The 21,618-nt window shown below is 63.6% G+C and carries 24 protein-coding genes and 2 tRNA genes; 12 read left to right on the top strand and 14 right to left on the bottom strand.

Annotated elements, in window-relative coordinates:
- Positions 1-6: 6 nt before the first annotated feature.
- On the bottom strand, positions 7-969 hold the full coding sequence (locus GN331_RS01905) for a glycosyltransferase (protein ID WP_197426968.1): 963 nt from the start codon (positions 967-969) through the stop codon (positions 7-9).
- 304 nt (positions 970-1,273) lie between these two features.
- Positions 1,274-1,471 carry a hypothetical protein gene (locus tag GN331_RS01900; RefSeq protein WP_156639829.1) on the bottom strand — a complete coding sequence of 66 codons (198 nt, stop codon included), beginning with the start codon at positions 1,469-1,471 and terminating at the stop codon, positions 1,274-1,276.
- Between the two features lie 3 nt (positions 1,472-1,474).
- Between GN331_RS01900 and GN331_RS01895 the strand changes: the two genes are divergently transcribed.
- Positions 1,475-2,035 carry a glycosyltransferase family 2 protein gene (locus tag GN331_RS01895; protein WP_156639827.1) on the top strand — a complete coding sequence of 187 codons (561 nt, stop codon included), beginning with the start codon at positions 1,475-1,477 and terminating at the stop codon, positions 2,033-2,035.
- Here the strand turns inward: GN331_RS01895 and GN331_RS01890 are convergent.
- Entirely contained in the window at positions 2,028-2,999 is a 972-nt protein-coding gene (locus tag GN331_RS01890) for a glycosyltransferase (RefSeq protein ID WP_156639825.1), read from the bottom strand. The two genes, GN331_RS01895 and GN331_RS01890, sit on opposite strands and share 8 nt — an antisense overlap.
- 116 nt (positions 3,000-3,115) lie before the next feature.
- On the opposite strand from GN331_RS01890, the gene aceE reads away from it, so the two are divergent.
- The gene (gene aceE / locus GN331_RS01885) at positions 3,116-5,803 is read left to right on the top strand and encodes a pyruvate dehydrogenase (acetyl-transferring), homodimeric type (protein ID WP_156639822.1); all 2,688 of its coding nucleotides are present in this window, start codon (positions 3,116-3,118) and stop codon (positions 5,801-5,803) included.
- Positions 5,804-5,925: 122 nt separating this feature from the next.
- On the opposite strand, the gene GN331_RS01880 is transcribed toward aceE, so the two are convergent.
- Positions 5,926-5,999: transfer RNA gene (locus GN331_RS01880), tRNA-Ala, on the bottom strand.
- Between the two features lie 314 nt (positions 6,000-6,313).
- Here GN331_RS01880 and GN331_RS01875 point away from each other — a divergent pair.
- Positions 6,314-6,646, top strand: a complete 333-nt coding sequence (locus GN331_RS01875; protein WP_156639820.1) for a hypothetical protein — start codon at positions 6,314-6,316, stop codon at positions 6,644-6,646.
- Between the two features lie 88 nt (positions 6,647-6,734).
- On the opposite strand, the gene GN331_RS01870 is transcribed toward GN331_RS01875, so the two are convergent.
- The 4 genes from GN331_RS01870 to GN331_RS01855 all read right to left on the bottom strand — a co-directional run bounded on the left by GN331_RS01870 (position 6,735) and on the right by GN331_RS01855 (position 9,109).
- Positions 6,735-7,166: a hypothetical protein gene (locus GN331_RS01870; protein WP_156639818.1), complete on the bottom strand. Its 432-nt coding sequence runs from the start codon at positions 7,164-7,166 to the stop codon at positions 6,735-6,737.
- 110 nt (positions 7,167-7,276) lie between these two features.
- The gene (locus GN331_RS01865; protein ID WP_156639816.1) at positions 7,277-7,723 is read right to left on the bottom strand and encodes a hypothetical protein; all 447 of its coding nucleotides are present in this window, start codon (positions 7,721-7,723) and stop codon (positions 7,277-7,279) included.
- On the bottom strand, positions 7,720-8,904 hold the full coding sequence (locus GN331_RS01860; protein ID WP_156639814.1) for a hypothetical protein: 1,185 nt from the start codon (positions 8,902-8,904) through the stop codon (positions 7,720-7,722). Before GN331_RS01860 ends, GN331_RS01865 begins: the two co-directional genes overlap by 4 nt.
- A 131-nt stretch (positions 8,905-9,035) precedes the next feature.
- Positions 9,036-9,109: transfer RNA gene (locus GN331_RS01855), tRNA-Ala, on the bottom strand.
- A gap of 329 nt (positions 9,110-9,438) precedes the next feature.
- On the opposite strand from GN331_RS01855, the gene GN331_RS01850 reads away from it, so the two are divergent.
- The 4 genes from GN331_RS01850 (at position 9,439) to GN331_RS01835 (ending at position 11,922) form a co-directional block, all read left to right on the top strand.
- On the top strand, positions 9,439-10,224 hold the full coding sequence (locus GN331_RS01850) for a hypothetical protein (protein WP_156639812.1): 786 nt from the start codon (positions 9,439-9,441) through the stop codon (positions 10,222-10,224).
- A gap of 63 nt (positions 10,225-10,287) precedes the next feature.
- Positions 10,288-10,959 (top strand): hypothetical protein, encoded by a 672-nt coding sequence (locus tag GN331_RS01845; RefSeq protein WP_156639810.1) that lies wholly within the window; start codon positions 10,288-10,290, stop codon positions 10,957-10,959.
- Positions 10,956-11,369 (top strand): hypothetical protein, encoded by a 414-nt coding sequence (locus tag GN331_RS01840; RefSeq protein ID WP_156639808.1) that lies wholly within the window; start codon positions 10,956-10,958, stop codon positions 11,367-11,369. Before GN331_RS01845 ends, GN331_RS01840 begins: the two co-directional genes overlap by 4 nt.
- 124 nt (positions 11,370-11,493) lie before the next feature.
- The gene (locus tag GN331_RS01835; protein WP_156639806.1) at positions 11,494-11,922 is read left to right on the top strand and encodes a hypothetical protein; all 429 of its coding nucleotides are present in this window, start codon (positions 11,494-11,496) and stop codon (positions 11,920-11,922) included.
- Between the two features lie 11 nt (positions 11,923-11,933).
- Here GN331_RS01835 and GN331_RS01830 read toward each other — a convergent pair whose 3' ends face one another.
- Positions 11,934-12,470: a DUF6630 family protein gene (locus GN331_RS01830; RefSeq protein WP_197426967.1), complete on the bottom strand. Its 537-nt coding sequence runs from the start codon at positions 12,468-12,470 to the stop codon at positions 11,934-11,936.
- 216 nt (positions 12,471-12,686) lie between these two features.
- Here GN331_RS01830 and GN331_RS01825 point away from each other — a divergent pair, with 216 nt between their 5' ends.
- Positions 12,687-13,217, top strand: a complete 531-nt coding sequence (locus GN331_RS01825) for a hypothetical protein (RefSeq protein ID WP_156639805.1) — start codon at positions 12,687-12,689, stop codon at positions 13,215-13,217.
- Here GN331_RS01825 and GN331_RS01820 read toward each other — a convergent pair.
- The gene (locus tag GN331_RS01820; protein ID WP_156639803.1) at positions 13,207-13,443 is read right to left on the bottom strand and encodes a hypothetical protein; all 237 of its coding nucleotides are present in this window, start codon (positions 13,441-13,443) and stop codon (positions 13,207-13,209) included. The genes GN331_RS01825 and GN331_RS01820 overlap by 11 nt on opposite strands.
- 349 nt (positions 13,444-13,792) lie before the next feature.
- On the opposite strand from GN331_RS01820, the gene GN331_RS01815 reads away from it, so the two are divergent.
- Positions 13,793-14,098 (top strand): hypothetical protein, encoded by a 306-nt coding sequence (locus GN331_RS01815; RefSeq protein ID WP_197426966.1) that lies wholly within the window; start codon positions 13,793-13,795, stop codon positions 14,096-14,098.
- A gap of 133 nt (positions 14,099-14,231) precedes the next feature.
- On the top strand, positions 14,232-16,022 hold the full coding sequence (locus tag GN331_RS01810) for a DUF262 domain-containing protein (protein WP_156639799.1): 1,791 nt from the start codon (positions 14,232-14,234) through the stop codon (positions 16,020-16,022).
- A 54-nt stretch (positions 16,023-16,076) separates the two neighbouring features.
- On the opposite strand, the gene GN331_RS16940 is transcribed toward GN331_RS01810, so the two are convergent.
- The gene (locus tag GN331_RS16940) at positions 16,077-16,403 is read right to left on the bottom strand and encodes an excalibur calcium-binding domain-containing protein (protein WP_331713394.1); all 327 of its coding nucleotides are present in this window, start codon (positions 16,401-16,403) and stop codon (positions 16,077-16,079) included.
- A 208-nt stretch (positions 16,404-16,611) separates the two neighbouring features.
- Here GN331_RS16940 and GN331_RS01800 point away from each other — a divergent pair, with 208 nt between their 5' ends.
- Positions 16,612-16,818 carry a hypothetical protein gene (locus GN331_RS01800; RefSeq protein WP_156639795.1) on the top strand — a complete coding sequence of 69 codons (207 nt, stop codon included), beginning with the start codon at positions 16,612-16,614 and terminating at the stop codon, positions 16,816-16,818.
- 14 nt (positions 16,819-16,832) lie between these two features.
- Here the strand turns inward: GN331_RS01800 and GN331_RS01795 are convergent, their stop codons facing one another.
- The 3 genes from GN331_RS01795 to GN331_RS01785 all read right to left on the bottom strand — a co-directional run bounded on the left by GN331_RS01795 (position 16,833) and on the right by GN331_RS01785 (position 20,325).
- Positions 16,833-17,216 carry a hypothetical protein gene (locus GN331_RS01795; protein ID WP_156639793.1) on the bottom strand — a complete coding sequence of 128 codons (384 nt, stop codon included), beginning with the start codon at positions 17,214-17,216 and terminating at the stop codon, positions 16,833-16,835.
- Positions 17,217-17,271: 55 nt separating this feature from the next.
- Positions 17,272-19,083 (bottom strand): esterase/lipase family protein, encoded by a 1,812-nt coding sequence (locus GN331_RS01790; protein ID WP_156639791.1) that lies wholly within the window; start codon positions 19,081-19,083, stop codon positions 17,272-17,274.
- A gap of 93 nt (positions 19,084-19,176) precedes the next feature.
- Positions 19,177-20,325 (bottom strand): NADH:flavin oxidoreductase/NADH oxidase, encoded by a 1,149-nt coding sequence (locus GN331_RS01785; RefSeq protein WP_156639789.1) that lies wholly within the window; start codon positions 20,323-20,325, stop codon positions 19,177-19,179.
- Between the two features lie 145 nt (positions 20,326-20,470).
- Here GN331_RS01785 and GN331_RS01780 point away from each other — a divergent pair, with 145 nt between their 5' ends.
- Positions 20,471-21,535, top strand: coding sequence for a DUF5671 domain-containing protein (locus tag GN331_RS01780; protein WP_156639787.1), 1,065 nt, complete (start codon positions 20,471-20,473; stop codon positions 21,533-21,535).
- The last annotated feature ends 83 nt before the right edge of the window (positions 21,536-21,618 follow it).

Raw genomic sequence — 21,618 nt, 5'->3', positions numbered from 1 at the left:
TCCGGATCAGCCGCCGAACAGGGGCGTGGTGAGCTTCGGCTCGCGACGTGCGCGATTGGCCTTGCGACGGAAGCGCGCGTAGAAGCGCACCGCGCGCAACCACGCAAAGCCGCCATTCCACGGCGGCACCGACGCGCGATCGCGCCACGTCAGCTTCATCAATCCGCGGAAGTTGCATTCCAGGCCGGTGCGCAGTGCTTCGTGCCAGTCGCGCGCCTGCGCGGCGACCGACCAATTCGTATCGCCGATCGCCTGCATCATGTACGAGAGTTGCTCGAGCCACTTGCGATTGCGCGAACGCGCACCCGGTGGCGTCGGCTGCGGTTTGCCGTTCGCATCCTTGCCGAGCGGCGAGGCCGCATCGTCATGACGACGGAACTGCACCAGCGGTTGATCGACGTACGCCACGCCGTTGCCGCTTGCCGCGCACAGCGCGAGCCACCAGTCGTGGTAGAGCTTTTCGGGGAAGGGGCGCGCGTTGTCGAACACGCGACGACGCACCAGCATCGCGTGGCCCGACGCGGTGTTCTGGAAGGCGTAACGCAATGCGTCGTGGCCGGCGTGCATCGGACCGAGATCGTCGGAGATGCAACGGTTGAGCGGACGGCCCGCTTCGTCGATGTACGCCGAATCGCAATACGCCATGTCGGCATTGCCGATGGCGTCGGCGAGGATCGCGAGCTTGCGCGGATGCCAGATGTCGTCCTGGTCGCACGGCGCGATCAACGGCGAGGTGCACATCGCCATGCATTTTTCGAACGAACGCAGATGGCCGAGGTTGAACTTGTTTTCATGCACCTGGATGCGCGCATCGCGCCGCGCATACCAGCGCAGGATTTCGCGCGAACGATCGGTCGAGCAATCGTCGACGATGATGATTTCGAGCGCGACGTCCTGCTGCGCCAGCAACGAATCCAGCTGCGCAGGCAGCCACCGCTCGCCGTTGTAGACGCACAGGGCGACCGACACGCGCGGCAGATGGGGGGCAGGCGGCGCGGCTTCGACCTCGGGGAGCCGTAGCTCCGGTCGACGACGTGCTGACGATGCGCTTCCTAGCGGCATTGGGGGCCTGGTACTTCCTGGGCAGGTGACTGAAAGGTTACGTGGACTTGCCATACGGATAGGCCACGAATTGGGGGAAAACACGGACGGCGTTCAGCTTTCACTTATTCGACGATCCCTGAAACCGCTTTCCCATTGGCCTCGAAGGCAGATTGATACCGCACCGAACGCATCCAATCCGCCGGTTTGCAACGGTACGTCCTGCATTTCTCTATTCAGAGAAATTTCTCATCGATGCGTAGGTAAACGCCGCATAACTTGTGCGCCGCCTTCTCAGCAATACAGCGGCGATTCGATGGACATCACGTTTCCGGACCCCGAGCTCTCCTTCGAACCTGCGGTAGCGCGCGAAATCGCTGTCGTGATTGTCGATCGCGCCGGGCTCGGCGGCCTGCAGCAATGCCTCCATGAAATGCGGACGCGAACGGCCCACGCGCCGTTCGACGTCGTCGTGGCATCCACGCGCGCGCCGCCGCTGCGCAACGCGACCTTCACCGGCGTGCGTTGGGCCAGCGCCGCGCACGCAGGCATCGCCGACGCGTGCAATCGTGCGATCGATGCGATCTCCAACGACATCGTCGTGCTCGTCGACAGTCGATGCCAGGGCTTCGACGCGCAGTGGTTGACCGAACTTGCGTCGCACGCAAGACAAGCGGGCGTCGGTCTCGTCGGTCCGCAACGCAATGATGAAACGATCGACAGCCATGCGATCGCCTGGGGATGCATCGCCGCGCGTCGCAACGTGTTCCTGCGCGCAAGCGGATTCGATCCGTCCTATCGCGACCTCGATTGCGCGACGGCCGACCTCGCACTGCGCATCGGCTTGCGCGGTTTGAAGCACCGCACGCTGTCATCGCTGCCGGTGCGCCTCATCGAACCCTCGACCATCGCGCGCCTTCTCGGCCGCCATCACCAACGCGCCGATCGCGATCGCCTGCACGCGGCGTGGCAAATCCCCGAAGCGCTTACTTGAACAAGGGCCCGTAGAACGAACGCTCGCGCTTGGCGCGCATGACCTTGTTCGCGACACGCGTGAAGTAACGCGCCGCCGCGATCATCCGCGGCGCACTCTGCGGCGGCACGGACCTGCGATCGCGCCACACCGCCTGCGCCAGCGGCCACACGTGTCCTTTTTCCGCCGCCAGCATCGCGAACAACCACCGCGCGGCCAGTGTCTTCGGAAACCACTCGGCGTAACCGAGCTGTTCGAACACATACGCCTGCTGCGCCAGCCACCGCTTGTTGTGCGACGACGACCGTTTGCGACGCACGCCCGCGGCGACATTCTTGCCGGCCGGCGACGCCGCACCCGCATGGCGCCTGAAACGCACCAACGGTTGGTCGACATACACCACGCCCATGCCGGACGCCGCGCGCAGCGCCAACCACCAGTCGTGATACAGCAGGCTCGGGAACGGCCGCGCGCTTTCGAACACATCGCGCCGCACGAGCAGCGCATGCCCCGACACCGTGTTGCCGAACGCGAAGCGCAACGCATCGCCGCCCGACAGCATCACGTTCAGATCCTGCGAGAAGCGCCGCCCGAGCGAGCGCCCCTCGGCATCGATGTACGCCGAATCGCAGTACGCCAGGTCCGCATCGCGCAGGGCCTTCGCGAGTGTCAGGAGCTTTTGCGGTTCCCACACATCGTCCTGGTCGCAGGGCGCGATCAACGGCATCGTGCACAGCGCCATGCACTTCTCGAACGAACGCACGTGGCCGAGGTTGGTTTCGTTCGCCTCCACGCGCACGCGCGGGTCGCGCGCGGCGTATTCGCGGAGGATCGCGAGCGAGTCGTCCTTCGACATGTCGTCGAGCGCGACCACTTCGAGCAGCACGCCTTCCTGCGCCAGCACCGAGTCGAGCTGCTCGCGAAGCCAGCGGGCGCCGTCGTGAACGCAGAGGGCGACCGAAATGCGGGGGAGGACGATGGTCATTGCGTCGATCCTAAGGCCCCTGCGTTGCGGCCGGTTAGTTTCACCGGAAAGCGAAGGGTGGCGCCCACGGGCCCGCTGCTAGAATCCCGACTCTAACCGCCAAGCTTTCGACCCCCATGAATTGGCTCAACGACCTGCTCTCCAACGATCCGGACCCCACCGAGACCCGTGAATGGGTCGAGGCGCTCAAGGCGGTCATCGACAACGACGGCCCCGAGCGCGCGCACCAGTTGCTCGACGGCATGGTCGAGCTCACCCGTCGCGCGGGCGCGCACCTGCCCTTCGCGCCGACGACCGAATACATCAACACCATCTCGCCGACGCTCGAGGCCAAGTCGCCCGGCGACTCGGCGATGGAATGGCGCATCCGTTCGATCATCCGCTGGAACGCACTGGCGATGGTCGTGCGCGCCAACCGCAAGCCCGGCGATCTCGGCGGCCACATCGCGTCCTTCGCCTCGGCGGCCACGCTGTACGACGTGGGCTTCAACCATTTCTGGCGCGGCCCGTCCGCCGAGCATCCGGGCGACCTGCTCTACATCCAGGGCCACAGCTCGCCGGGCATCTACGCGCGCAGCTTCCTGGAAGGCCGCATCAGCGAATCGCAGCTCGACAACTTCCGCATGGAAGTCGACGGGCGCGGTATCTCGTCTTACCCGCATCCGTGGCTGATGCCCGATTACTGGCAGACGCCGACGGTCAGCATGGGCCTGGGCCCGATCTCGGCGATCTACCAGGCGCGCTTCTGGAAGTACCTCGAAGGCCGCGGCCTGATGCCGAAGACCGACCGCAAGGTGTGGTGCTTCCTCGGCGACGGCGAGACGGACGAGCCCGAATCGCTGGGCGCGATTTCCGTCGCGGGCCGCGAAGGCCTCGACAACCTGGTCTTCGTCATCAACTGCAACCTGCAGCGCCTGGACGGCCCGGTGCGCGGCAACGGCAAGATCATCCAGGAACTCGAAGGCGGCTTCCGCGGCGCCGGCTGGAACGTGATCAAGCTCATCTGGGGCAGCTACTGGGATCCGCTCCTGGCGCGCGACACGCACGGCGTGCTCAAGAAGCTCATGATGGAAACCGTCGACGGCGAATACCAGAACTGCAAGGCCTTCGGCGGCGCGTACACGCGCGAGCATTTCTTCGGCAAGTATCCGGAGACGAAGGCGATGGTCGCCAACCTCTCCGACGACGACATCTGGCGCCTCAACCGCGGCGGCCACGATCCGCACAAGGTGTACGCGGCCTACCACCAGGCCACGCAGACCAAGGGCATGCCGACGGTCATCCTCGCCAAGACGGTGAAGGGCTACGGCATGGGCGCGGCGGGCGAAGCGCTCAACCCGACGCATCAGACCAAGAAGCTCGACGACGAAGCGGTGCGCATCTTCCGCGACCGCTTCAACATCCCGGTCACCGACGATCAACTCAAAGACAGCGCCGTGCCGTTCTTCCACCCGGGCGAGAAGTCGCCCGAAGTGGAATACCTGCAGGAGCTTCGCCGCGCACTCGGCGGCCACCTGCCGCAGCGCCGTCGCAAGGCGACCGAATCGCTCACCGCGCCGAAGCTCGAAGTGTTCGACCGCTTGCTCAAGAGCAGCGGCGACCGCGAGATCAGCACGACGATGGCGTTCGTGCAGAGCCTGTCGATCGTGTTGCGCGACAAGGACGTCGGCCCGCGTTGCGTGCCGATCGTCGCCGATGAAGCGCGCACCTTCGGCATGGAAGGCATGTTCCGCCAGCTGGGCATCTACGCCCCGCATGGCCAGAAGTACAAGCCGGTCGATCGCGATCAGCTGATGTATTACCGCGAAGACGCGGCCGGCCAGGTGCTGGAAGAAGGCATCACCGAGTGCGGTGCGTTCTCCAGCTGGATGGCCGCGGCCACCAGCTACAGCACCAACGATCTGCAGATGGTGCCGTTCTACATCTACTACTCGATGTTCGGCTTCCAGCGCATCGGCGACAGCGCGTGGCAAGCGGCGGACATGCGCGCGCGCGGCTTCCTCCTCGGCGCCACCGCGGGCCGCACCACGCTCAACGGCGAAGGCCTGCAACACGAAGACGGCCACAGCCAGGTCTTCGCGAGCGTGATCCCGAACTGCAAGAGCTACGACCCGACCTTCGGTTACGAAGTCGCCGTGATCCTGCAGTACGGCATGAAGCGCATGATCGAAGAACAGCGCGACGAGTATTTCTATCTCACGCTGATGAACGAAAACTACGCGCACCCCGACATGCCCGCGGGCGCCGAGGACGGCATCATCAAGGGCATGTACCTGCTGAAGGATGCCGGCAAGCCGAAGAAGGGCGAGCAGCGCGTGCAGTTGCTGGGCAGCGGCACGATCCTGCGCGAAGCGATCGCGGCCGCCGAACTGCTCGACAAGGATTTCGGCGTCACCGCCGACATCTGGAGCTGCCCGAGCTTCAACGAACTCGCACGCGACGGCTTCGACGCCGAGCGTTGGAATCGCCTGCATCCGGAAGACAAGCAGCGCAAGGCGTATGTCACGGAGATGTTGGAAGGCCGCCAGGGGCCTGCGATTGCGGCGACGGATTACATCCGCACGTTCGCGGAGCAGATTCGTGGGTTCGTGCCGATGCGTTACACGGTGCTCGGGACCGACGGCTTTGGTCGCTCGGATACGCGTGCGAATTTGCGTCGCCACTTCGAAGTCGATCGCTATTACATCGCACATGCCGCGATTGCGGCGCTTGCCGCCGAAGGCAAGATGGCCGGGAAGGATGTGGCGCGCGCGATCAAGTTGTACAAGATCGATGTGGAGCGGATGAATCCGCTGAGTGCTTGATCGAGTCGAATGAAAGGCGCCGGAAGGCGCCTTTCTTTTTTGTCGGATTCAAGCGCAACGAAAAGGGCGCCTTTCGGCGCCCTCCCAAGGTTGCTATCCCTGTTGTTGCAGTCATCGCAGAGCGCCTCGGGTGGGACTCGAACCCACAACCTTCTGTTGGCGAAACGAGTGCTCTATCCACTTGAGCTACCGAGGCGTCGACTGCGGAGTGACTGTATCGATCAACTGCGTGCCGCAACGGTCTCGAAAGAAGCTGTAGCAAATTCGCCGAACACCACAGACGGAGACGCCTCCAATCCATCCTCGTTTCTCGCCCCTCTCGGTCAGACTTGACAACCGATCCGCCCGCGCAGACGATGTCTTGGCGAAACGAGTGCGCGGCCCCAAGGCCGTTGAGCTACCGAAGGGCCAGCCGAAAGGTTGGCCCTTTCTCGTTTCTGGCCCCTGCTCCGAAGGTCTGCATAATCGCCCCCGGGGACGCCGCATTCCGCGGCGAGGGGAGAAGGTCGCATGCTGACCTTGCTGGTCATGCTGTTCGTATTCGTGTTGGTGCTCGTCGTGCCCGTGATGATCGGCGCGCGGATGGTGGGCGCGGAGAAGACGGGGTTCTGGTCCGCGGTGCTCGCGGTGTTCTGCCTGGGCGTGCTGGCGGTGATCGTGCAGACGTTGGGACTCGGGCCGATCGTGGCGTTCATCGCATCCGCAGTGGCCGGCGCGGGAATGCTGGCGCTGATCCTCGGGACGACGTTCTGGCGCGGGATGGCGGTGTCGGTGTTCGCGGCTGTTTTGCAGATAGGCGTTTTCTTGGTCGCCGCTGGAAGCATTGCGGCGTTGGCGAGTTGAGTCGACGATCGCTGGTCTTGCGTAGCCTGTGCTGGCCGAAAGGCCGTTGAGCTACCAAAGAGGCCAACCGAAAGGTTGGCCTCTTTTCTTACCCCGCCGCAGCCGGCTTCGTCATCGCACGGCACACGCAATAAAACGCCAGCGCGCTCACCGCACCGATCGGCGCAAACACCACCAGGATCTGCACCCACTCGCCCCACGTATCCCCTTGATCGCCCCACGGTGCGCCTGGCAAAGCGAGCAATCCCACCGGCACCATCGCGACGATCGCACCGACCGCAGCCATCGTCCAAAGGCGGAACTTCTGCTTCGCGATCAACCATGCGACGGCAGGCAATCCCAGCACGGCCATGTGCACGAGCGCGATGCCGAATGTCAGCGCGGCCACGAAAGCGAGCCACTGGATCCAACCGTCCTCTTCGCGGAAGTACAACATCATCGCGGACACGGCGAGCGTCGGAATGGCGGCCGCCGCGAGCGTCGCCAACACGATCGCGAGTACGCCTGGTTTCTGCTGCATGAGGGGCCCCTTGGTGTTCGACTGCGCCGGCGATGCGCCAGCGCGTGAGAGGCATCCTGCCATCCTCGCCGCGCTCGATCTCGCATCCGTTGTCCGGCGACAGCGCGATTCTATCCGGCGGTCGCCGCGGATTCGGGTTGCACGGCACGGAACGCGCCATAGAACGCCAGCGCGCCCGTGGCGCCCAGCGTGGCGAACAACAGCAGGTCCTTGGCCTGGCGCACGATCCAATCCAGCGCCATCCCGTCGTCGCGCGTCAGCGACGCGCCGCTCGCGATCAGCATGACGGGCACCACGCCGGCGACGAACCCACCCATCACCATCGGCAGCACGGCGAACCAACCGCGTCGCCGCAGCCAGGCCGCATACGGCGCCCCCAGCAAAACCGAATGTGCGAGCGCGACGACGAAGACGAACAGGAACGCCATCGGCACCCGCGTCGGGTCGGAGCGGACTTCCGACGTCGAGAGGATCCACGCGACGATGCACAGCGCCGGTGCCGCGGCACTCGCCAGGATTCCGGCGACGTAAGCCGTCCAGATGCGATCACGTGTCATGGCGTCGCCTTCTTCCCGACTTCCATCCGCCCGTCGGCGTCGCGTTGCGCCGACCAACCATCGGCCAGCTTCAACGTCATCGTGTCCGGCAGCGGCCACGGCACATACGCCGCGTTCCAATCCTTGACGATGCGCAGCGGCGCGCCCTCCACCTGGATCGTGCCCCAGTCGCTGGTCAGCGTGATCTTGTCGTAGACCTGCGAGCCGTCGGGCATCGGCGTCACGCGATTGGGATCGAAGTCGAGCTGGATCTTCGCGAGCGGAAGGTGCAGGCCGTTGGCCTCCGACGTGCGCTGCGTGGCGTCATCGATGATCTGCTTGCGACGCGTGGCGCGCTCGGCTTCCTCGCGCGCGATGGCGTCGCCGTCGTACGCGTCGGGCTTGGGCATGCGCGAGGTTTTCAGCGGGATCAGGTCGGGCAGGTCGGCGTCGGGTGTCTTCGCGATCGTCGTCTTCCACTCCGGTGCGAGATCGTCGAGCAGCAAGCCCCACGCCGGGCCGCTCACATACGCGAAGCTGCGCGCGAACGAAGGCCGGTCGTTGCCGCGCTGCAGGCTCTCGAGCGCAAGTCCCTTCGCATCGCCCGACAACACCGTGCCCGTGTATTCGGCCAGCCCCTCGTGGCGCATCTGCGCACGTTCGTCATTGCGCGCGGTGGCGTCGCCAAGGCGTTGCTGACGGAACGCGAGGGCCTGCGCGACGTGCTTCTTGCGCTCAGCGCCCATGCTGGCGAGCGCGCGCTCCAGCGCATTCCACTCCAGGCGCATCGACACGCGCGCCTGCTCCGATTCCAGATGCGCGGCGACGGCCATGTTGTCGGGGAACCCGAGCGCCGCCTGCTGCACGTGGAACGACTCGTGATACACGAGGCGACGCAACGCGGCCTCGTCGCCCGGCAACGGCGCGAGCAACATCACCCACTTGCGGCCGCCCCATTCGATGGAGGTGTTGGCGCGCGTGGAAGGCAAGGGCGCGGACGACGGGGTGATGCTGGTCCACACGACGGTGCCGTCTTGCGTGACTACGACGACGGGCGCGCAGAGCGATTCGTTCCAGACCTTGCGACCTTCGGCGTCGCAATGCGCGACGTAGTCGGCGAGGGCGGGGGGCGTGGCCGTGTCCGCGGCGAGGGGGATCGACGGCAAGAGCGCCAGCAGGGACAGCCACTTCGCGATCGCCATGGGGGCATTCCGGGTGGGCACGCGGCCGATTGTGCGTCGGAATCCCCCGCGCGCAAATGCCAAAACGAAAAGGGCGCCTTCTCGGCGCCCTCCCAAGGTTGCTATCCCTGTTGTTGCGGCCCTCGCAAGAGTGCCCCGAGTGGGACTCGAACCCACAACCTCCGGCATGCGAAGCACGGGCTCTTTCCGCTTGAGCTACCGGGGCCAAACTCGACCGCGAACCGACTCTAACGATCGGTTCGATGTCGTAGTTCGCCCTAGAACCGAGCGAGCGAGTTCGCCGCGCGGGAAAGAATCAGACCTTGCAGCGCTGCCAACAAATCCTCGCCTTGCGATAAGAAGAGTGCTTGTAAGCGGGCGTCATGTTGACAACGACCATTGGCAGGGGCAGCATGATTCCGCGAAGCACGGGCGGCCCAAAAGGCCGCGAGCTACCCGAGGGGCCAATCGAAAGATTGGCCCTTCTTCGTTTTAGCCTCGCCGCATCCGGGCGATACACTCGACGCTCCCCGCCGACACGTGCCCCCCCGCCACATGCCGCGTTTGTCCCTGCTCCAGGCCTTCGCCGCCCTCGCGATCGCCCTCACCGCGCTTCCCACCGGCGCCGCCGAACCCACCCCGACCCTGCGCGACAGCGGCGACGCCGCCCACCTCTTCGGCTATCGCCCGAAGGACGGCATGGAGTCGCAATTCGACGCCGGCTACAAACGCCATCTGGAATGGCACCGCACGCACAACGATCCGCTGGTCTGGTACGGCTGGTACGTCACGCACGGGCCGCGGATGGGGATGTTCATGGACGGCTCATTCGGTGCGCCTTTCGCCGCGTTCGACAACCGCGTCGCGATCGCCGACGACGGCAAGGACGCCGAACGCAGTTTCCTGCCGTACGGCGAAGCGAACTATCGCGCGGTGTTCCGGGTGCGCCGCGACCTGAGCAACGGCACGCCGCTCGAACAATGGCAGCCCACGCGCATGGTGCAGGTCTACACGTACAAGGTCCGCCTGGGCCGCAGCGAACGCTTCGAAAAGATCGTCAAACGCATGCGCGCCACGCTCGACGCGACGGAACCCAAGTCGTCGTACACCTGGTACGAAGGCATCAGCGGCACGTCGTCGCCCGGTTACATGCTGATGGTGTCGCGCGATGGCTGGGCGACATTCGATGAAGCAAACGGCGGGCTCGAAGGCGTGCTCGCATCGGTGGAAGACGCGACGGTGCGACAACAGTTGCTGGAAGGCTATGCCGCAACGGTCGATGAAGTGCAGTCGGAAATCTGGTCGTATCGCGCTGACTTGAGTTTGATTCCCGCCCTGTGACACTCCCTCCCCTGCGAAGGCAGGGGAGGGCCGGGGAGGGGTCGCTTCCGAAGGGGAACGTCAATGCAGATCTCGCAATCGCATCGCAAAGCCGCCGCCTGGGCCGCCATCGCGTACATCGCGATCCAGTCCTTCCAGTGGTACGCCTTCTCCGTGATGCCGGCAGAAGGCACACCCGAAGCCTCGCTGCTCGCAGGCGCCTCGACGATCAACCTCGCGCGCGCGATGACGATGCTCTCCGCGTTCTTCTTCCTGTTCTATCTATTCCTGATCACGTGCGCGACGAACGTGCGCCGCGCACCGATCGCCAGCATCGCCGCGTTCGTCGGCCTGTTCGTGTTCTGCCTGCTGGAAGTGGTGCTGCGCTCAATCGAACTCTTCTGGGTGTATCTCGCGTTGCCGGCGAAATTCGCCGCCGCCGATGTTGCAGGCCGCGCCGACATCCTTGCCTTGCACGAAACGTTTTACGCCGTGCAAGGCGCCGTGTATTTCCCGCTGGGCCTGGTGCAACTGATTGCGAGCGTGCTGCTGGCCGCGACGTTGCGTGGCCCGTGGAGCGTATGGGCGCGCGCTGCATTCGCGATCAATGCATTGCGACTCGGGCTGCGAATGCTCGATGTCTACGTGATCGGCCCGAAGTTCGACGCCGTGTACGACGTGCTTTACCTGCCGCTGGTGTACGTGGTCTTCGGTGGCATCGCGGTGTGGTTGTGGAAGGGGCGCGAAACCGCATGAATCGCACGGTGCTCGACCAACTGATTGCCACAATCACCGACGACGAGTTGCGCTTCATCGCGTCCGCCGACTACGGGCAAGACATCGACACGCACATGGCCGCCCTTCGCCGAGTGTTCGAACAGAAAGGGAAGTTCGAAGCCGATCAATCCTGGCATCCCTACGAAGTCGTCGAACTCACCTCGCACACGCTCAAGCCCGGCCACGAACGCGAGTTCGCGTTGTGCACGCTGCTGATCCTGCAAGCCGTCGCCGACGGCGCCGATCTACACACCGACCTCGAACTGAAATTCGACGACCGCGCCGCGGACTACCAGGCATTGCCGCCCGAGTTGCGCGACGCAATCCTCGCTGCATACCTGGAAGCCGACCTCGAAGGCACGTTGCCGTTGTCGCGGCATTCGCCCTGACGGCCGGGGTTTCCAACCATTCCCATCCGTCGGACCAAGACACGAAACATTGCACCGCAACACGTTTCCCGCCAGCCGGCCCGCTATGCTCCGCGCAGGGGCAGGAATGGTTGGAGACAGGGGCATGCGGCGCCGTCGTAAGAAGAACAGTGGATTGCGTTGGACGCTCGCGCTCGTCGTCGTGGGCGCGCTGGGGTATGTCGGCTTCCAGTATTGGAAAGGGAACCTGCCGATCAAACCGCCGGGCCACGAGACCGCCGCGCCCGTCGTCACTACCGCCGTCGCCCAACCCGTCCCGCTGCCGCCCCCGGTACCCGCGACCATGAGCGCGGCCGCCGCGCACACCGCGACCTTCATGGATGAAGCCGAAGCCCGCGACGCCGCCGCCCGCGCCGCGCGCGAACAAACCCTCAAGGTCCAGCAGAAACTCCGCCAGGACGCCCGCGCCCGCGCACAGGCCGCCGAACGCCCCGCGGAAAACGAACGCTGCATCAACGGCCAGCGCATGAAACGCGTGGACAACGGCTGGGTGCAGGCCGGCGGGGATTGCTGATCAGCAGTTAGTCAGATCGCGGCCCGCACATGAAACCCGATCGCCCCGGCGACCATCGGTAACGCCTCGTCGTCCGAGCGCGCCGCGATCCACCCGGCGACATGCTCGCTCCCGCTCTCCCACAACCAGAGCGAATACCCCCGCTCCCGCAACTGCACCGCCGCCCGCGAAAGCAGCGACCCGGCATCGGCATCGGCGAGCGCGTCGTCGGCCTCGTCGTCGAGGTCCCAATCCACCCGCACCCCGACCCGCGCCGCGAGCTCATCGACCGCCTCGACCACCCCGCCCGCATCGTCCTCGGCGAGGAAGAACCCCGCCTTCCAGTCGATCGCATCGCGGATGGCATCGATGGGCTCCGCCCCGCCGGTGAGCGCCTCGCGGATCTCGGCGAACTGCAGCGTCGCCGAATCCTCGTCCCCCGGATTGATCAGGAGCAGCAGCTGCCAGACGACGGCCTCGAGCGCGGCGTCCTCGTCGAGATCGGTCGAGGCGGAGAAGGACGCGCCGAAGTTGTCGTCGGGGTCGAAGTTGTCGAAGTCGGGGGGCATGGGGGAAGGGTACGCCTGGGGGCGGAGGGGTGGGGTGGAGAGCGGGTCACCGACGCGGACGGCGCCCGGTTGGCGCTCCGGACTTCATGGATGAGTGCTTTTTCTTCATCGGAGAAGGTCGCGAGCTGATCGGAGACCTCCAATCGGTCTCGCGACAACGAATCTTCCTCTCCCAAGACCTTCGATCGGTGTCGTGAGAAGGAGTTGTCTTCTCCCGTGACCATCAATCGGTCTCACGAGTACGAATCTTCGTCTCGGGAGAACCTCAATCGGTGTCGCGAGAAGGAAGTGGCTTCTCGCGAGAACTTCAAACGTGCTCCGATGCCGGAATTTTCCCTTCCTTTGCCCTTCGATCGGGCTTCAATGGACAAACTTTGTCCATTGAAGCCTTCCAATCGTGCAACGGAGGAGGGATTTTCCGCGTTGGAGGTCTTCAAACGTGCTTCGAAGGCGGAATTTTCCCCAGCAGAGGACTTCAAACGTGCTCCATTGGCAGAATATTCCCAACTGGAGCACTTCGAACGTGCTCTCACATGGGAAGTTTGCAAGCTGAGATACGTCGAACGTATCTCGGAGCCGGAAATTTCCCAATTGAGATCGCTCGAACGTATCTCGGAGGCGGAAATTTCCAAGCTGAGATGCTCCAAGCGGATCTCGAAGGAGGAGTTCTCCATCTCGGAATCCCTTCGAAGCATCTCAGAGGAAAGACTTCGCCATCGATTGCGCAGGGCGATCCTCAAGCGCTAACGCCGACGCCTTCCTCCCAGCGCTGGTGTGTTGCATCCCAGATCGCTGCGTCGTGCGCGATGCCGATGGCCTGGCGAGTGCTTGCGACGCACTCGTCGTAGGTCCGATAGGTGCCGAACCCGCTGGCGATGGGCTTCATGCCCACGTCGTAGAGGAACCAGCGCCAGCGGTTGTGGGCGTTGAGGGAGAGGACGAACTGGCGGCGGTAGTCGGAGGTCGCGTGCATCGTTGATCTCGCGTGGGTGGTCGCGAGATTGGAGCAGCGTGGTTTGTGGATGGCGACGGACTATGAGTCACATCAGACAAGTGAGGAAGCTTCATTTGCGCGTTAGCGCGGCTGTGGATATCTGCTGCAGCGCTTAAGCGAGAGAAGCGTAATTCTCAGTGGCCAACGCAACTCAAGCCCATAGAGATGTTGAGGCTTGGGGTCATTGCTCGCTTTTAGTCAACACGCTCAAGACGCGAATTGCAGGTCGGCTTTGGCTAAAGGAGCGAAGGTCATCAACCTCATGCGATCTTCGCTTGCTTGTTCTGCGAAATTTCGCGATAAGTCCCAAGATAGGGAGCTTATGAAGATGCCGAAAGAAGACTGGACGGACGAAGAATTGCGGGCAGCCGTGGGCGCATACCTGGCCATGCAGAAGGATGCACGAGAGGGGCGGCCTGTCGTCAAACGCCACGTTTACGAGGAGCTGTCCAACACGTTTGGTCGAAGTGTTAAGTCCTTCGAATTTCGCATGCAGAACATCTCCTTTGTTCTGTCCTCAATGGGGCGTTCGTGGATAGACGGCTTAAAGCCAGCAAAGCATGTCGGCGCGAACGTAGGCGAAAAAATAGAAAAGATGATTGCCGATCTCGAAAGAGCGGCAGCAGAGAAGTAGTCCTTAGAGCGACCAAGTACTCGCAACACCGATAAACACGCCTTTACCAATTGGCCCGAACGACTCTCGCGGGACAGCCGCATTCGTTCCGCGTTCTTGCGGTGATATGTAATCAACCAAGCGCGGGGGCGCTATGGCAACCACAGAACAACTTGCTGCTGATCCTGTAACTCTTCATCAACTCTTTTCAGCGGACAACTCGCTGCGTTGCCCGTTATTTCAGCGGCCATACGTGTGGAAGCCGGATAACATCAAAAGGCTTTGGGACGATATTGACTCAGTTCTCGAAGGCCAATGCGATGTGAGATTTTTGGGCGCCCTCGTTTTTGACAATGAGTCGGCCTCGACATCTAGTTCGCCAGGACTTTATTGGATCATCGATGGGCAACAGCGATTGACATCGCTGTACTTGAGTCTTTGTGCTTTGAGTCTCGTTGCGAAGGAAGCAGGTAGTTCGGAACTATCCGATGCACTTTCCGATGAGTACTTGTTGTCGCGAAAGACAACTTCGCGGCTCCAGCCAAAGCTTTCACCGACACTGCAGGACACCCGCCAGTTCAATCAGGTCGTACTCTCGACGCTAGGAGAGAAGGCGAAGGTCTTTCGGGCGCAGGAGTCCGGCGCTTCCACGGGCACTCTTATTGATGCGTATGAACTAATCAGAAAAGAGGTTCGTCGTAGGTGTCTAGATGCTGAAAATAAAGTATCAGTCGAGCTTGTGAGCCGCCTGCGAGAAGTGCTGCTCGAAAAGCTAGAATTTGTTGAAATCAGATTGGGCCAAAAGCATGACGCCAACGAGGTCTTTGATCGTCTCAATAAGGAAGGCGCCCGACTCGGCATCGTTGATCTCATTCGAAATGAGGTCTTAAAGCGGCTCAAGGACGACGCATCCTCGGCGGAAGAGGTGTACACCACACAGTGGCGACCCTTTGAGGAGAGTTTCAATTCTCAAGAAACTATGGAGGGTTATTTCTTTCCACACGCGTTGACTCGGGATAGCGGCGTTACTAAGTCAAGGACCTTTATTTCCTTGTCCAAGCGATGGGCTGCTACCTATGGGGCGGCGGCGACCCCGATCGAGCAGATTTCGGCCGTGATGGATGATCTGCGCGAGCACGTCGACGTCTATCACCACTTGCGCGAAGGCAAGTCCGTTAGCTTGCCCAGAAGTGTTTACACCGATCGTCTAGACGCGCTGCACCGAATGCGCTGCCCATCGGTTGTTTACCCTTACATCTTCTCCCTTCACTCAGCAGTTCGATCTGGGGCGGAATCTGAGCAGGATGCGGCCAAGGCGCTCCTGTTAGTCGAAACCTTCTTGTTTAGACGTGCGATGTCTGGCATCGAGCCCACTGGCCTCCATGCGGTTTTCAAAGGCCTTTGGCCGCAGGTGGGCACAAATATTGGAAAGCTACGCGCCCAACTCGAAAACAAGACCGTGAAGTTCCCCAACGACGAGGAGTTCAAGATCGCAATCGATAGCGCTCCGCTCTACACGCGCAAGATTCGAAACTTTGCGATGCTGGAACTTGAGCGTTCGTTTACCAAAGGGGATGTTCTCAAGACCTTCCCTGAGATGACCGCGGACCATGTTCTTCCACAATCTCCAACCGCTGACTGGGCGTCGAAGTTCACCAAGGCCCAGATTAATAGGTGGATCGACACATGGGCGAACCTGGTTCCCCTCTCAGCTCAAGCGAACTCCGGCAAAGGCAATCGGTCTTGGCGCGAGACGCGTGATCGACTAGGTAATGAGACGGTCTTTGCAACTACAAAGCATCTCTTGGATGAGTTTTCGGACTGGAATCCCGAGAGTCTTGAAGTCCGCTCCCAGAGGATTGCGATTTGGGCGCTATCGCGTTGGGCTGACGTGAGTACTCCGGTCTTTCAACTTGAAGGCGCCAAATCGAAGGAAAAGTCTTAAGTAGCACAGCCCTGCCGAGACAACTTGGCAGGGCTTCCTACAGCTCGCCGGGCGCTATTCGCACCCGACCCCGTCGTTATCCCGATCCAAATGCGGCGCATACCCCGGATCACCACGCCTAACCGGCGCAGCCCCAGCCGCCCGTGCCTCCGAGCAATTCCGGAAGTACACGCTCTCCGAGTTCAAACTCGATCGAGGCGCCACATTCGCTTTCGGTGCGGCATTAGCCGCCGGCCCGCGATGGCAGTGATACCCACCATGCTTCCGATCGTGGTGGCAGCCATTGGCGTCGAGCCCGCCGCTATGTGCGCTCGCATCCCTTGCCGTCGTTCCGCCCAAAACCAAAGCCACTGCAATCGCCGCGGCGCATGTCGAGCGCATCTGAGTTCCCATGGCTTCCCCCCGGCGCCATCGCGTCGGTGGAGGATACGCGTCGCACCGGCCGTCCCGGACAAAGGGCACCGAAAGAGCTGTGCTACCCGGGCTCGCGCTGAAGGCTGAATCAGTCAGCCTTCCGCACAGTTTCCAGCCTCTGCTTTGACGCCCGCTCCCCCATCGTCCCCCTGAGCAACAAGCCCCAGGAGGACCGATGCCCATGATCCGGGACATCGATGCGGAACTCTTCGAAGCCGTCCTCAAGGTCGCGCGCGAGGAATGCGCGCACGGCACCTGGGACGAGCTGTCGCCGGTGCTGCACAAAAGTTGGGATGCGTTGCGGGAGGAGGGGTCGCCGACTTGGGAGATGGTCGAGTCGGAGGTGCGCGCCTCGTGCCAGGAGTCGGGGTATGTGCACTGAGGGTTGGGGGTGCGTTACGCCCCCACCAGATCCCGCCACGATGGCACCGCAATAAACGGCATGTATTCCTTCCACCCCAGCAGGAAGGAGAACGCAACGTGGATCGCCGGCGATGAGAGAAACGCCAGGCCCAAATACCACGCTAGTTCGCCGCCGCGCAGTTTGAAAACCATCGGCGGCAGCAACAGCGTCGCCAGCGCAGGCATCGTGTAGTAAATCCACCACGGCAGCCCGGCGTTGTGGCCGTACTTCGCGAACACCATTCCGCCGATCACGACGACAGCCGCGACCGCCAGCACCGTGGCGTGTCGCGGGCGCGTGCTGCGGTGGCGGGTGACGAATCGCAAGATGGCGATGAACGCCACCAACGAGACGCCCACGAAGATCCAGAAGCGCATCGAATCTGATTGCATCGTGTTCCCCCGTCACGATGCGCGAGTCTAGCGTGGGACCTCAGTGATCGACATCTGTCGCGGCGCGCATGCGTGCGCGCACCACGGGTTTGGGGGTGGTGTCGACGGTTTGCGCTTCGGTGTAGGCGCGCATCGCCGCGGCCTGGTCGCCCGAGGCTTTGGCGACGTCGCCTTTCAGCACGAAGCCTTCGGCTTCCGTCGCGGGGTTGGTGCGCAGTTGGTCGGCGAGCACGCTCAGGTCGCGGCGTTGGACTTCGGTCGCGCGCGAGAAGTCGGCAGGTTTGAGGGCTTCCTCGGCGGGCACCACCGGGACTTCGGCGTGTTCGAGCACGTCGGTCCTGCCGGTGCGTGCGGAGACCACGCCCGCGAGGTGGCGGACGCCGGCGGTCTTCGCGACGTCGGGATACTTGGCTTCCACCGTCGACAAGGTGTGGGCCGCGGCGTCGGAGAGGCCGAGCGTGGCGAGGGTGTCGGCGGCCAGCACAAGTCGCGCGCTCTCGGGCAAACCGGGTTGTCGTTCGGCGATCGACTCGCTTGCCAGTGTCAGGAATTTCTCCTGTTGCTGTTCGGGCGTGAGCAGTTTGAACGCTGCCTGGTTGTCGCCGGTGGCGAGGTATCCGCTCATGTGTTGCGCGGCGCCCGCTTCCAGTGCGTTGCGTTGCGCGATCGCCTGGTCCATGTCGGCGATGCGTGCGATCACCGTGCGCGGCGGCGCCATGCCCAGGCGCACTTCCAACGTGTATTCCTTCTTGAGCGGGTTGAGCAGGATCAGGTCGACCGCTTCGTTGCCGTCGGGCTGTGCGAGGCGCGGCATGACGTTCGGGTCGGCCAGTAGGCCGGCATCCTGCGAGCGGATCGAGTACTGCATGGGGATCTGCGCGTGGTTGGCGAAGGTGACGGTGTTGCGCCCGCCCGCATCCTTGATGTCGTAAGACCACGGGTCGGTGGCGGTGTCGAACTTTTTCGTCTCCCACGAGGCATCGCTCAGCGCCGGCATCGCGAAATCATTCAATGCGGTCAGCAGTGCAACGACGGAGGGATGCTTCGGCCGATCCGGCTTCACGATCGAGAGATGGTCGCTGTTCTCGATGGCGGCGGCGTTCTGGTCGCAGAAGCGGGTGCCGCTGGATTTCGGCACCACCCTGCCGAGGATCGGGAGGTCCTTCGTTTCGTATGCGCAGATCACTTCCGGGTGCCGCGGCGTGTTGCGCACGTTCACCCAATCTTCCTGCAATTGCTCCAGGTAGTCGTTGTCGTCGGCGGGTTTCATCTGGCGGACGGCGAGGTTGTTCGCCGCCGCGTACGCGCCGAGTTTCGCGAGCTCCGCGCCGTCCTGCGGCGTCGCATACAACACCACCAGTGGCACCTTCGCGCGCAATGCCGGGTTGCTGATCAACTCGCGCATCGTGATCAGTCCGCCCATGCTGTGCGCGACGAAGACGATCTGGTCGTACTTGTCCACGCCGTCGATCTTCATGAACTGATCGAGCTTGATCGCGGCCTGGCCCACCTTCAACGAGCCTTGACCGATCATGCTCGAGGTGAAGCCGAAGGCGTAGATGTCGACCTTGTCGCCGATGCCCGACTCGTGCAGGTAATCGAAGAACGATTTGTTGCCGTTGGACCAGGACTCCCGCACGTCGCCGAACAAGCCGTGCACGAACACGACGGCGACGGGGTGGCGCTTGTTCGGATCCTGATAGATCCAGCCGGGGTCCTTGGTGGAGTCTCCGGTCGTGGTCGGTTCTTCCATCACCGCGTCGCCGGTCGAGGGCTCCGCGGGTTGCTTGCATCCCACCAACGCAAGCGCCACCAGCAGCGTTGCGATCGTGCCTTTCGCGAGCCCATGCATGGCCGTTTCCGGTGCCGTCGACATTCCCCAATACGGCGATACGTCGGCGGCTCGGCCAGCCCGTGAACAGAACTCTCGCCGTGAGCGGAAGTGCTATCCCGCGTCGTTGCGCCAGTGCGCGGCCGGGTTGAACGGGCCGTGCGGAAAGATGCCGCGGTCCTGTCTCGGTTCGCTGCGCAGGTATTGCTTCGGCGGGCGCACGGTGGCGCCGAGTTTCGCCGCTGCATGCCACGGCCAGCGCGGGTCGTAGAGGATGCCGCGGGCGATCGCGACGACGTCGGCGTCGCCGTTCGCGACGATCGCCTCTGCATGTTCGGGTTCGGTGATCAGGCCGACGGCGACGACGGGCATGCTCACCGCTTGTTTCACTGCGCGCGCGAGCGGCACCTGGTAACCGGGCACGGGGTGCAGGCGTTGTTCCGCCGCCACGCCGCCGCTGCTCACGTGGATCGCGTCGCAGCCGCGCGCTTCCAATGCTTTCGCGAATGCGATGGTTTGTTCGACATCCCATCCGCCGTCCATCCAGTCGGTGCCCGAGACGCGCACGGTCACGGTGCGGTCGCTCGGGAATGCGGCGCGCACGGCGTCGAACACTTCGAGCGGGAAGCGCATGCGGTTTTCGAGGCTGCCGCCGTATTCGTCGTCGCGCTTGTTGCTCAGCGGGGAGAGGAATTGATGCAGGAGGTAGCCGTGTGCGGCGTGGATCTGCACGGCGTCGATGCCCAGGCGCGCGGAACGCTTTGCCGCTTCGGCGAAGGCGTCGCGGATCTTCTGCATGCCTGCGGCATCGAGTGCAGTCGGCGCGTTCTCTTTCGGGTAATGCGGGAGCGCGCTCGCCGAGACGGTTTGCCATCCGTGTGCGTCGTCCGGCGCAAGTTGATGGCCACCGGCCCACGGGGTTTCGCAGCTCGCCTTGCGTCCGGCGTGCGCGAGTTGGATCGCGATCGGCATGTCCGACCAGGCGCGCACGCGTTGGAGCACGTCGCGCAGTGCGGTTTCGGTGGCGTCGTCCCACAAACCGAGGTCGCCCCAGGTGATGCGGCCTTCGGGCAGGACGGCGGTCGCTTCGATCGTCAGCAGGCCCGCGCCCGAGAGGGCGAGGTGCCCCAGGTGGATCGCGTGCCAGTCGTTGGCGCGGCCGTCGTTGTCGCAGGAGTACTGGCACATCGGGGCGATCACGATGCGGTTGTCGAGCTTGACGTTGCCGACGCGCAGGGGTTCGAACAGCTTGGGCTTGGACATCTCATCATCCGTGGGGGACGCGGCCGCGTATGGTCGCGCGCCCAGTGTTGTCGCGGCGTTGCATCACCGCGCCCACCGTGTTCCACCACGTGGCGGAATGGCGGCGAGCTGCTAGATTGCGTCCACCAACCGGGGGAGGGGACGCATGGCTTCGGCGACGCAGGATCTCGAATCATTCGTGCGCGACGCGCTCGCGCAAGGCACGCCGCGCGAGACGATCGCCTCCACCCTCACCGGCGCGGGCTGGTCGCAGGCGCAGGTGCAACGCGCGCTCAATGCCTGGGCGGACGTGCCGTTCCCCGTGCCGGTGCCGCGGCCGCGTGCTTCGTTGTCGGCGCGCGAGGCGTTCTTCTATCTGTTGATGTTCGCCGCGCTGTACATGGCCGCGTGGCATGTGTGCGATCTGTTGTTCACGATCCTCAACCGCACCTTCCCCGACGCAGCGGACGCAACCCGGACCTACGAGTTCACCGACGCGAGCATGCGCTGGTCGACGGCGTCGATCATCATCGCGTTGCCGGTCTTCCTGTGGATGGCGCGGATCGTCGCGCGCTCGGTGTCGCGCGATCCGCTCGCGCGGCTTTCGCCCGTGCGGCGCTGGCTGACGTATCTCACGCTGTTCCTCGCGGCGGTGTCGCTGATCGGCGACATGATCACGCTGGTGAACAACCTGCTCGCGGGCGATCTCAACATGCGCTTCCTGTTGAAGGTGCTCATCGTCGCGGTCGTCGCGGGTTCGATCTTCAGCTATTACCTGCTCGACCTGCGCCGCGGGGAAGACATGAGCAGCCATGCCGCGGATCGATTGGGCAAGTGGCTTGCCGTCGGCGGGACATTGCTCGCGGTCTTCGCCATCGGCACGGGGATCTGGTTGATGGGATCGCCGTCGTCGCAGCGCGAGGTGCGCATCGACCAGCGTCGTATCGAGGATCTCCAGCAACTGGACGAGGCGGCCCGCGCGTTCGCGAAGGCGAACAACGCGCTGCCGGCGGATCTCGCGCAGCTCCAGGGGCAGCCCGGTTCGCGGATTCTCCTGGATCCCGAATCCGGTGCGCCTTACGAATACGTGCGCGTCGACGCCAACCGTTTCCTGGTCTGCGCGGACTTCGCCACCGATACCGCGCGCCATCCCAACGAAGGCTGGCCGGCACAGGAATGGAAGCACGGCGCCGGCCGCCAGTGCTTCACCCGCACGCGCAAAGCCGACTGAGCGACCGGTTCAACGGTTTTCGTGAGGGAGTTGAAACGCCAGTGCAACGGCCGTGTTCGAAACACGGCCTCTCCAATACCTCC

This window comes from Noviluteimonas gilva (genome assembly GCF_009740395.1).
Classification (GTDB): domain Bacteria; phylum Pseudomonadota; class Gammaproteobacteria; order Xanthomonadales; family Xanthomonadaceae; genus Noviluteimonas; species Noviluteimonas gilva.
This window is presented reverse-complemented; position numbering and strand designations above follow the sequence as displayed.

What these genes read in the sequence shown, in the direction of transcription:
- GN331_RS01810 (WP_156639799.1), top strand. Translation starts at nt 14,232, where the DNA reads ATGGCAACCACAGAACAACTTGCTGCTGATCCTGTAACTCTTCATCAA.
- aceE (WP_156639822.1), top strand. Translation starts at nt 3,116, where the DNA reads ATGAATTGGCTCAACGACCTGCTCTCCAACGATCCGGACCCCACCGAG.
- GN331_RS01840 (WP_156639808.1), top strand. Translation starts at nt 10,956, where the DNA reads ATGAATCGCACGGTGCTCGACCAACTGATTGCCACAATCACCGACGAC.
- GN331_RS01845 (WP_156639810.1), top strand. Translation starts at nt 10,288, where the DNA reads ATGCAGATCTCGCAATCGCATCGCAAAGCCGCCGCCTGGGCCGCCATC.
- GN331_RS01900 (WP_156639829.1), bottom strand. Translation starts at nt 1,471, where the DNA reads ATGGAGGCATTGCTGCAGGCCGCCGAGCCCGGCGCGATCGACAATCAC.
- GN331_RS01850 (WP_156639812.1), top strand. Translation starts at nt 9,439, where the DNA reads ATGCCGCGTTTGTCCCTGCTCCAGGCCTTCGCCGCCCTCGCGATCGCC.
- GN331_RS01790 (WP_156639791.1), bottom strand. Translation starts at nt 19,083, where the DNA reads ATGCATGGGCTCGCGAAAGGCACGATCGCAACGCTGCTGGTGGCGCTT.
- GN331_RS01830 (WP_197426967.1), bottom strand. Translation starts at nt 12,470, where the DNA reads ATGCCCCCCGACTTCGACAACTTCGACCCCGACGACAACTTCGGCGCG.
- GN331_RS01795 (WP_156639793.1), bottom strand. Translation starts at nt 17,216, where the DNA reads ATGCGCTTCTGGATCTTCGTGGGCGTCTCGTTGGTGGCGTTCATCGCC.
- GN331_RS01785 (WP_156639789.1), bottom strand. Translation starts at nt 20,325, where the DNA reads ATGTCCAAGCCCAAGCTGTTCGAACCCCTGCGCGTCGGCAACGTCAAG.
- GN331_RS01820 (WP_156639803.1), bottom strand. Translation starts at nt 13,443, where the DNA reads ATGCACGCGACCTCCGACTACCGCCGCCAGTTCGTCCTCTCCCTCAAC.
- GN331_RS01890 (WP_156639825.1), bottom strand. Translation starts at nt 2,999, where the DNA reads ATGACCATCGTCCTCCCCCGCATTTCGGTCGCCCTCTGCGTTCACGAC.
- GN331_RS01870 (WP_156639818.1), bottom strand. Translation starts at nt 7,166, where the DNA reads ATGCAGCAGAAACCAGGCGTACTCGCGATCGTGTTGGCGACGCTCGCG.
- GN331_RS01800 (WP_156639795.1), top strand. Translation starts at nt 16,612, where the DNA reads ATGCCCATGATCCGGGACATCGATGCGGAACTCTTCGAAGCCGTCCTC.
- GN331_RS16940 (WP_331713394.1), bottom strand. Translation starts at nt 16,403, where the DNA reads ATGCGCTCGACATGCGCCGCGGCGATTGCAGTGGCTTTGGTTTTGGGC.
- GN331_RS01780 (WP_156639787.1), top strand. Translation starts at nt 20,471, where the DNA reads ATGGCTTCGGCGACGCAGGATCTCGAATCATTCGTGCGCGACGCGCTC.
- GN331_RS01895 (WP_156639827.1), top strand. Translation starts at nt 1,475, where the DNA reads ATGCGGACGCGAACGGCCCACGCGCCGTTCGACGTCGTCGTGGCATCC.
- GN331_RS01865 (WP_156639816.1), bottom strand. Translation starts at nt 7,723, where the DNA reads ATGACACGTGATCGCATCTGGACGGCTTACGTCGCCGGAATCCTGGCG.
- GN331_RS01815 (WP_197426966.1), top strand. Translation starts at nt 13,793, where the DNA reads ATGCCGAAAGAAGACTGGACGGACGAAGAATTGCGGGCAGCCGTGGGC.
- GN331_RS01835 (WP_156639806.1), top strand. Translation starts at nt 11,494, where the DNA reads ATGCGGCGCCGTCGTAAGAAGAACAGTGGATTGCGTTGGACGCTCGCG.
- GN331_RS01875 (WP_156639820.1), top strand. Translation starts at nt 6,314, where the DNA reads ATGCTGACCTTGCTGGTCATGCTGTTCGTATTCGTGTTGGTGCTCGTC.
- GN331_RS01860 (WP_156639814.1), bottom strand. Translation starts at nt 8,904, where the DNA reads ATGGCGATCGCGAAGTGGCTGTCCCTGCTGGCGCTCTTGCCGTCGATC.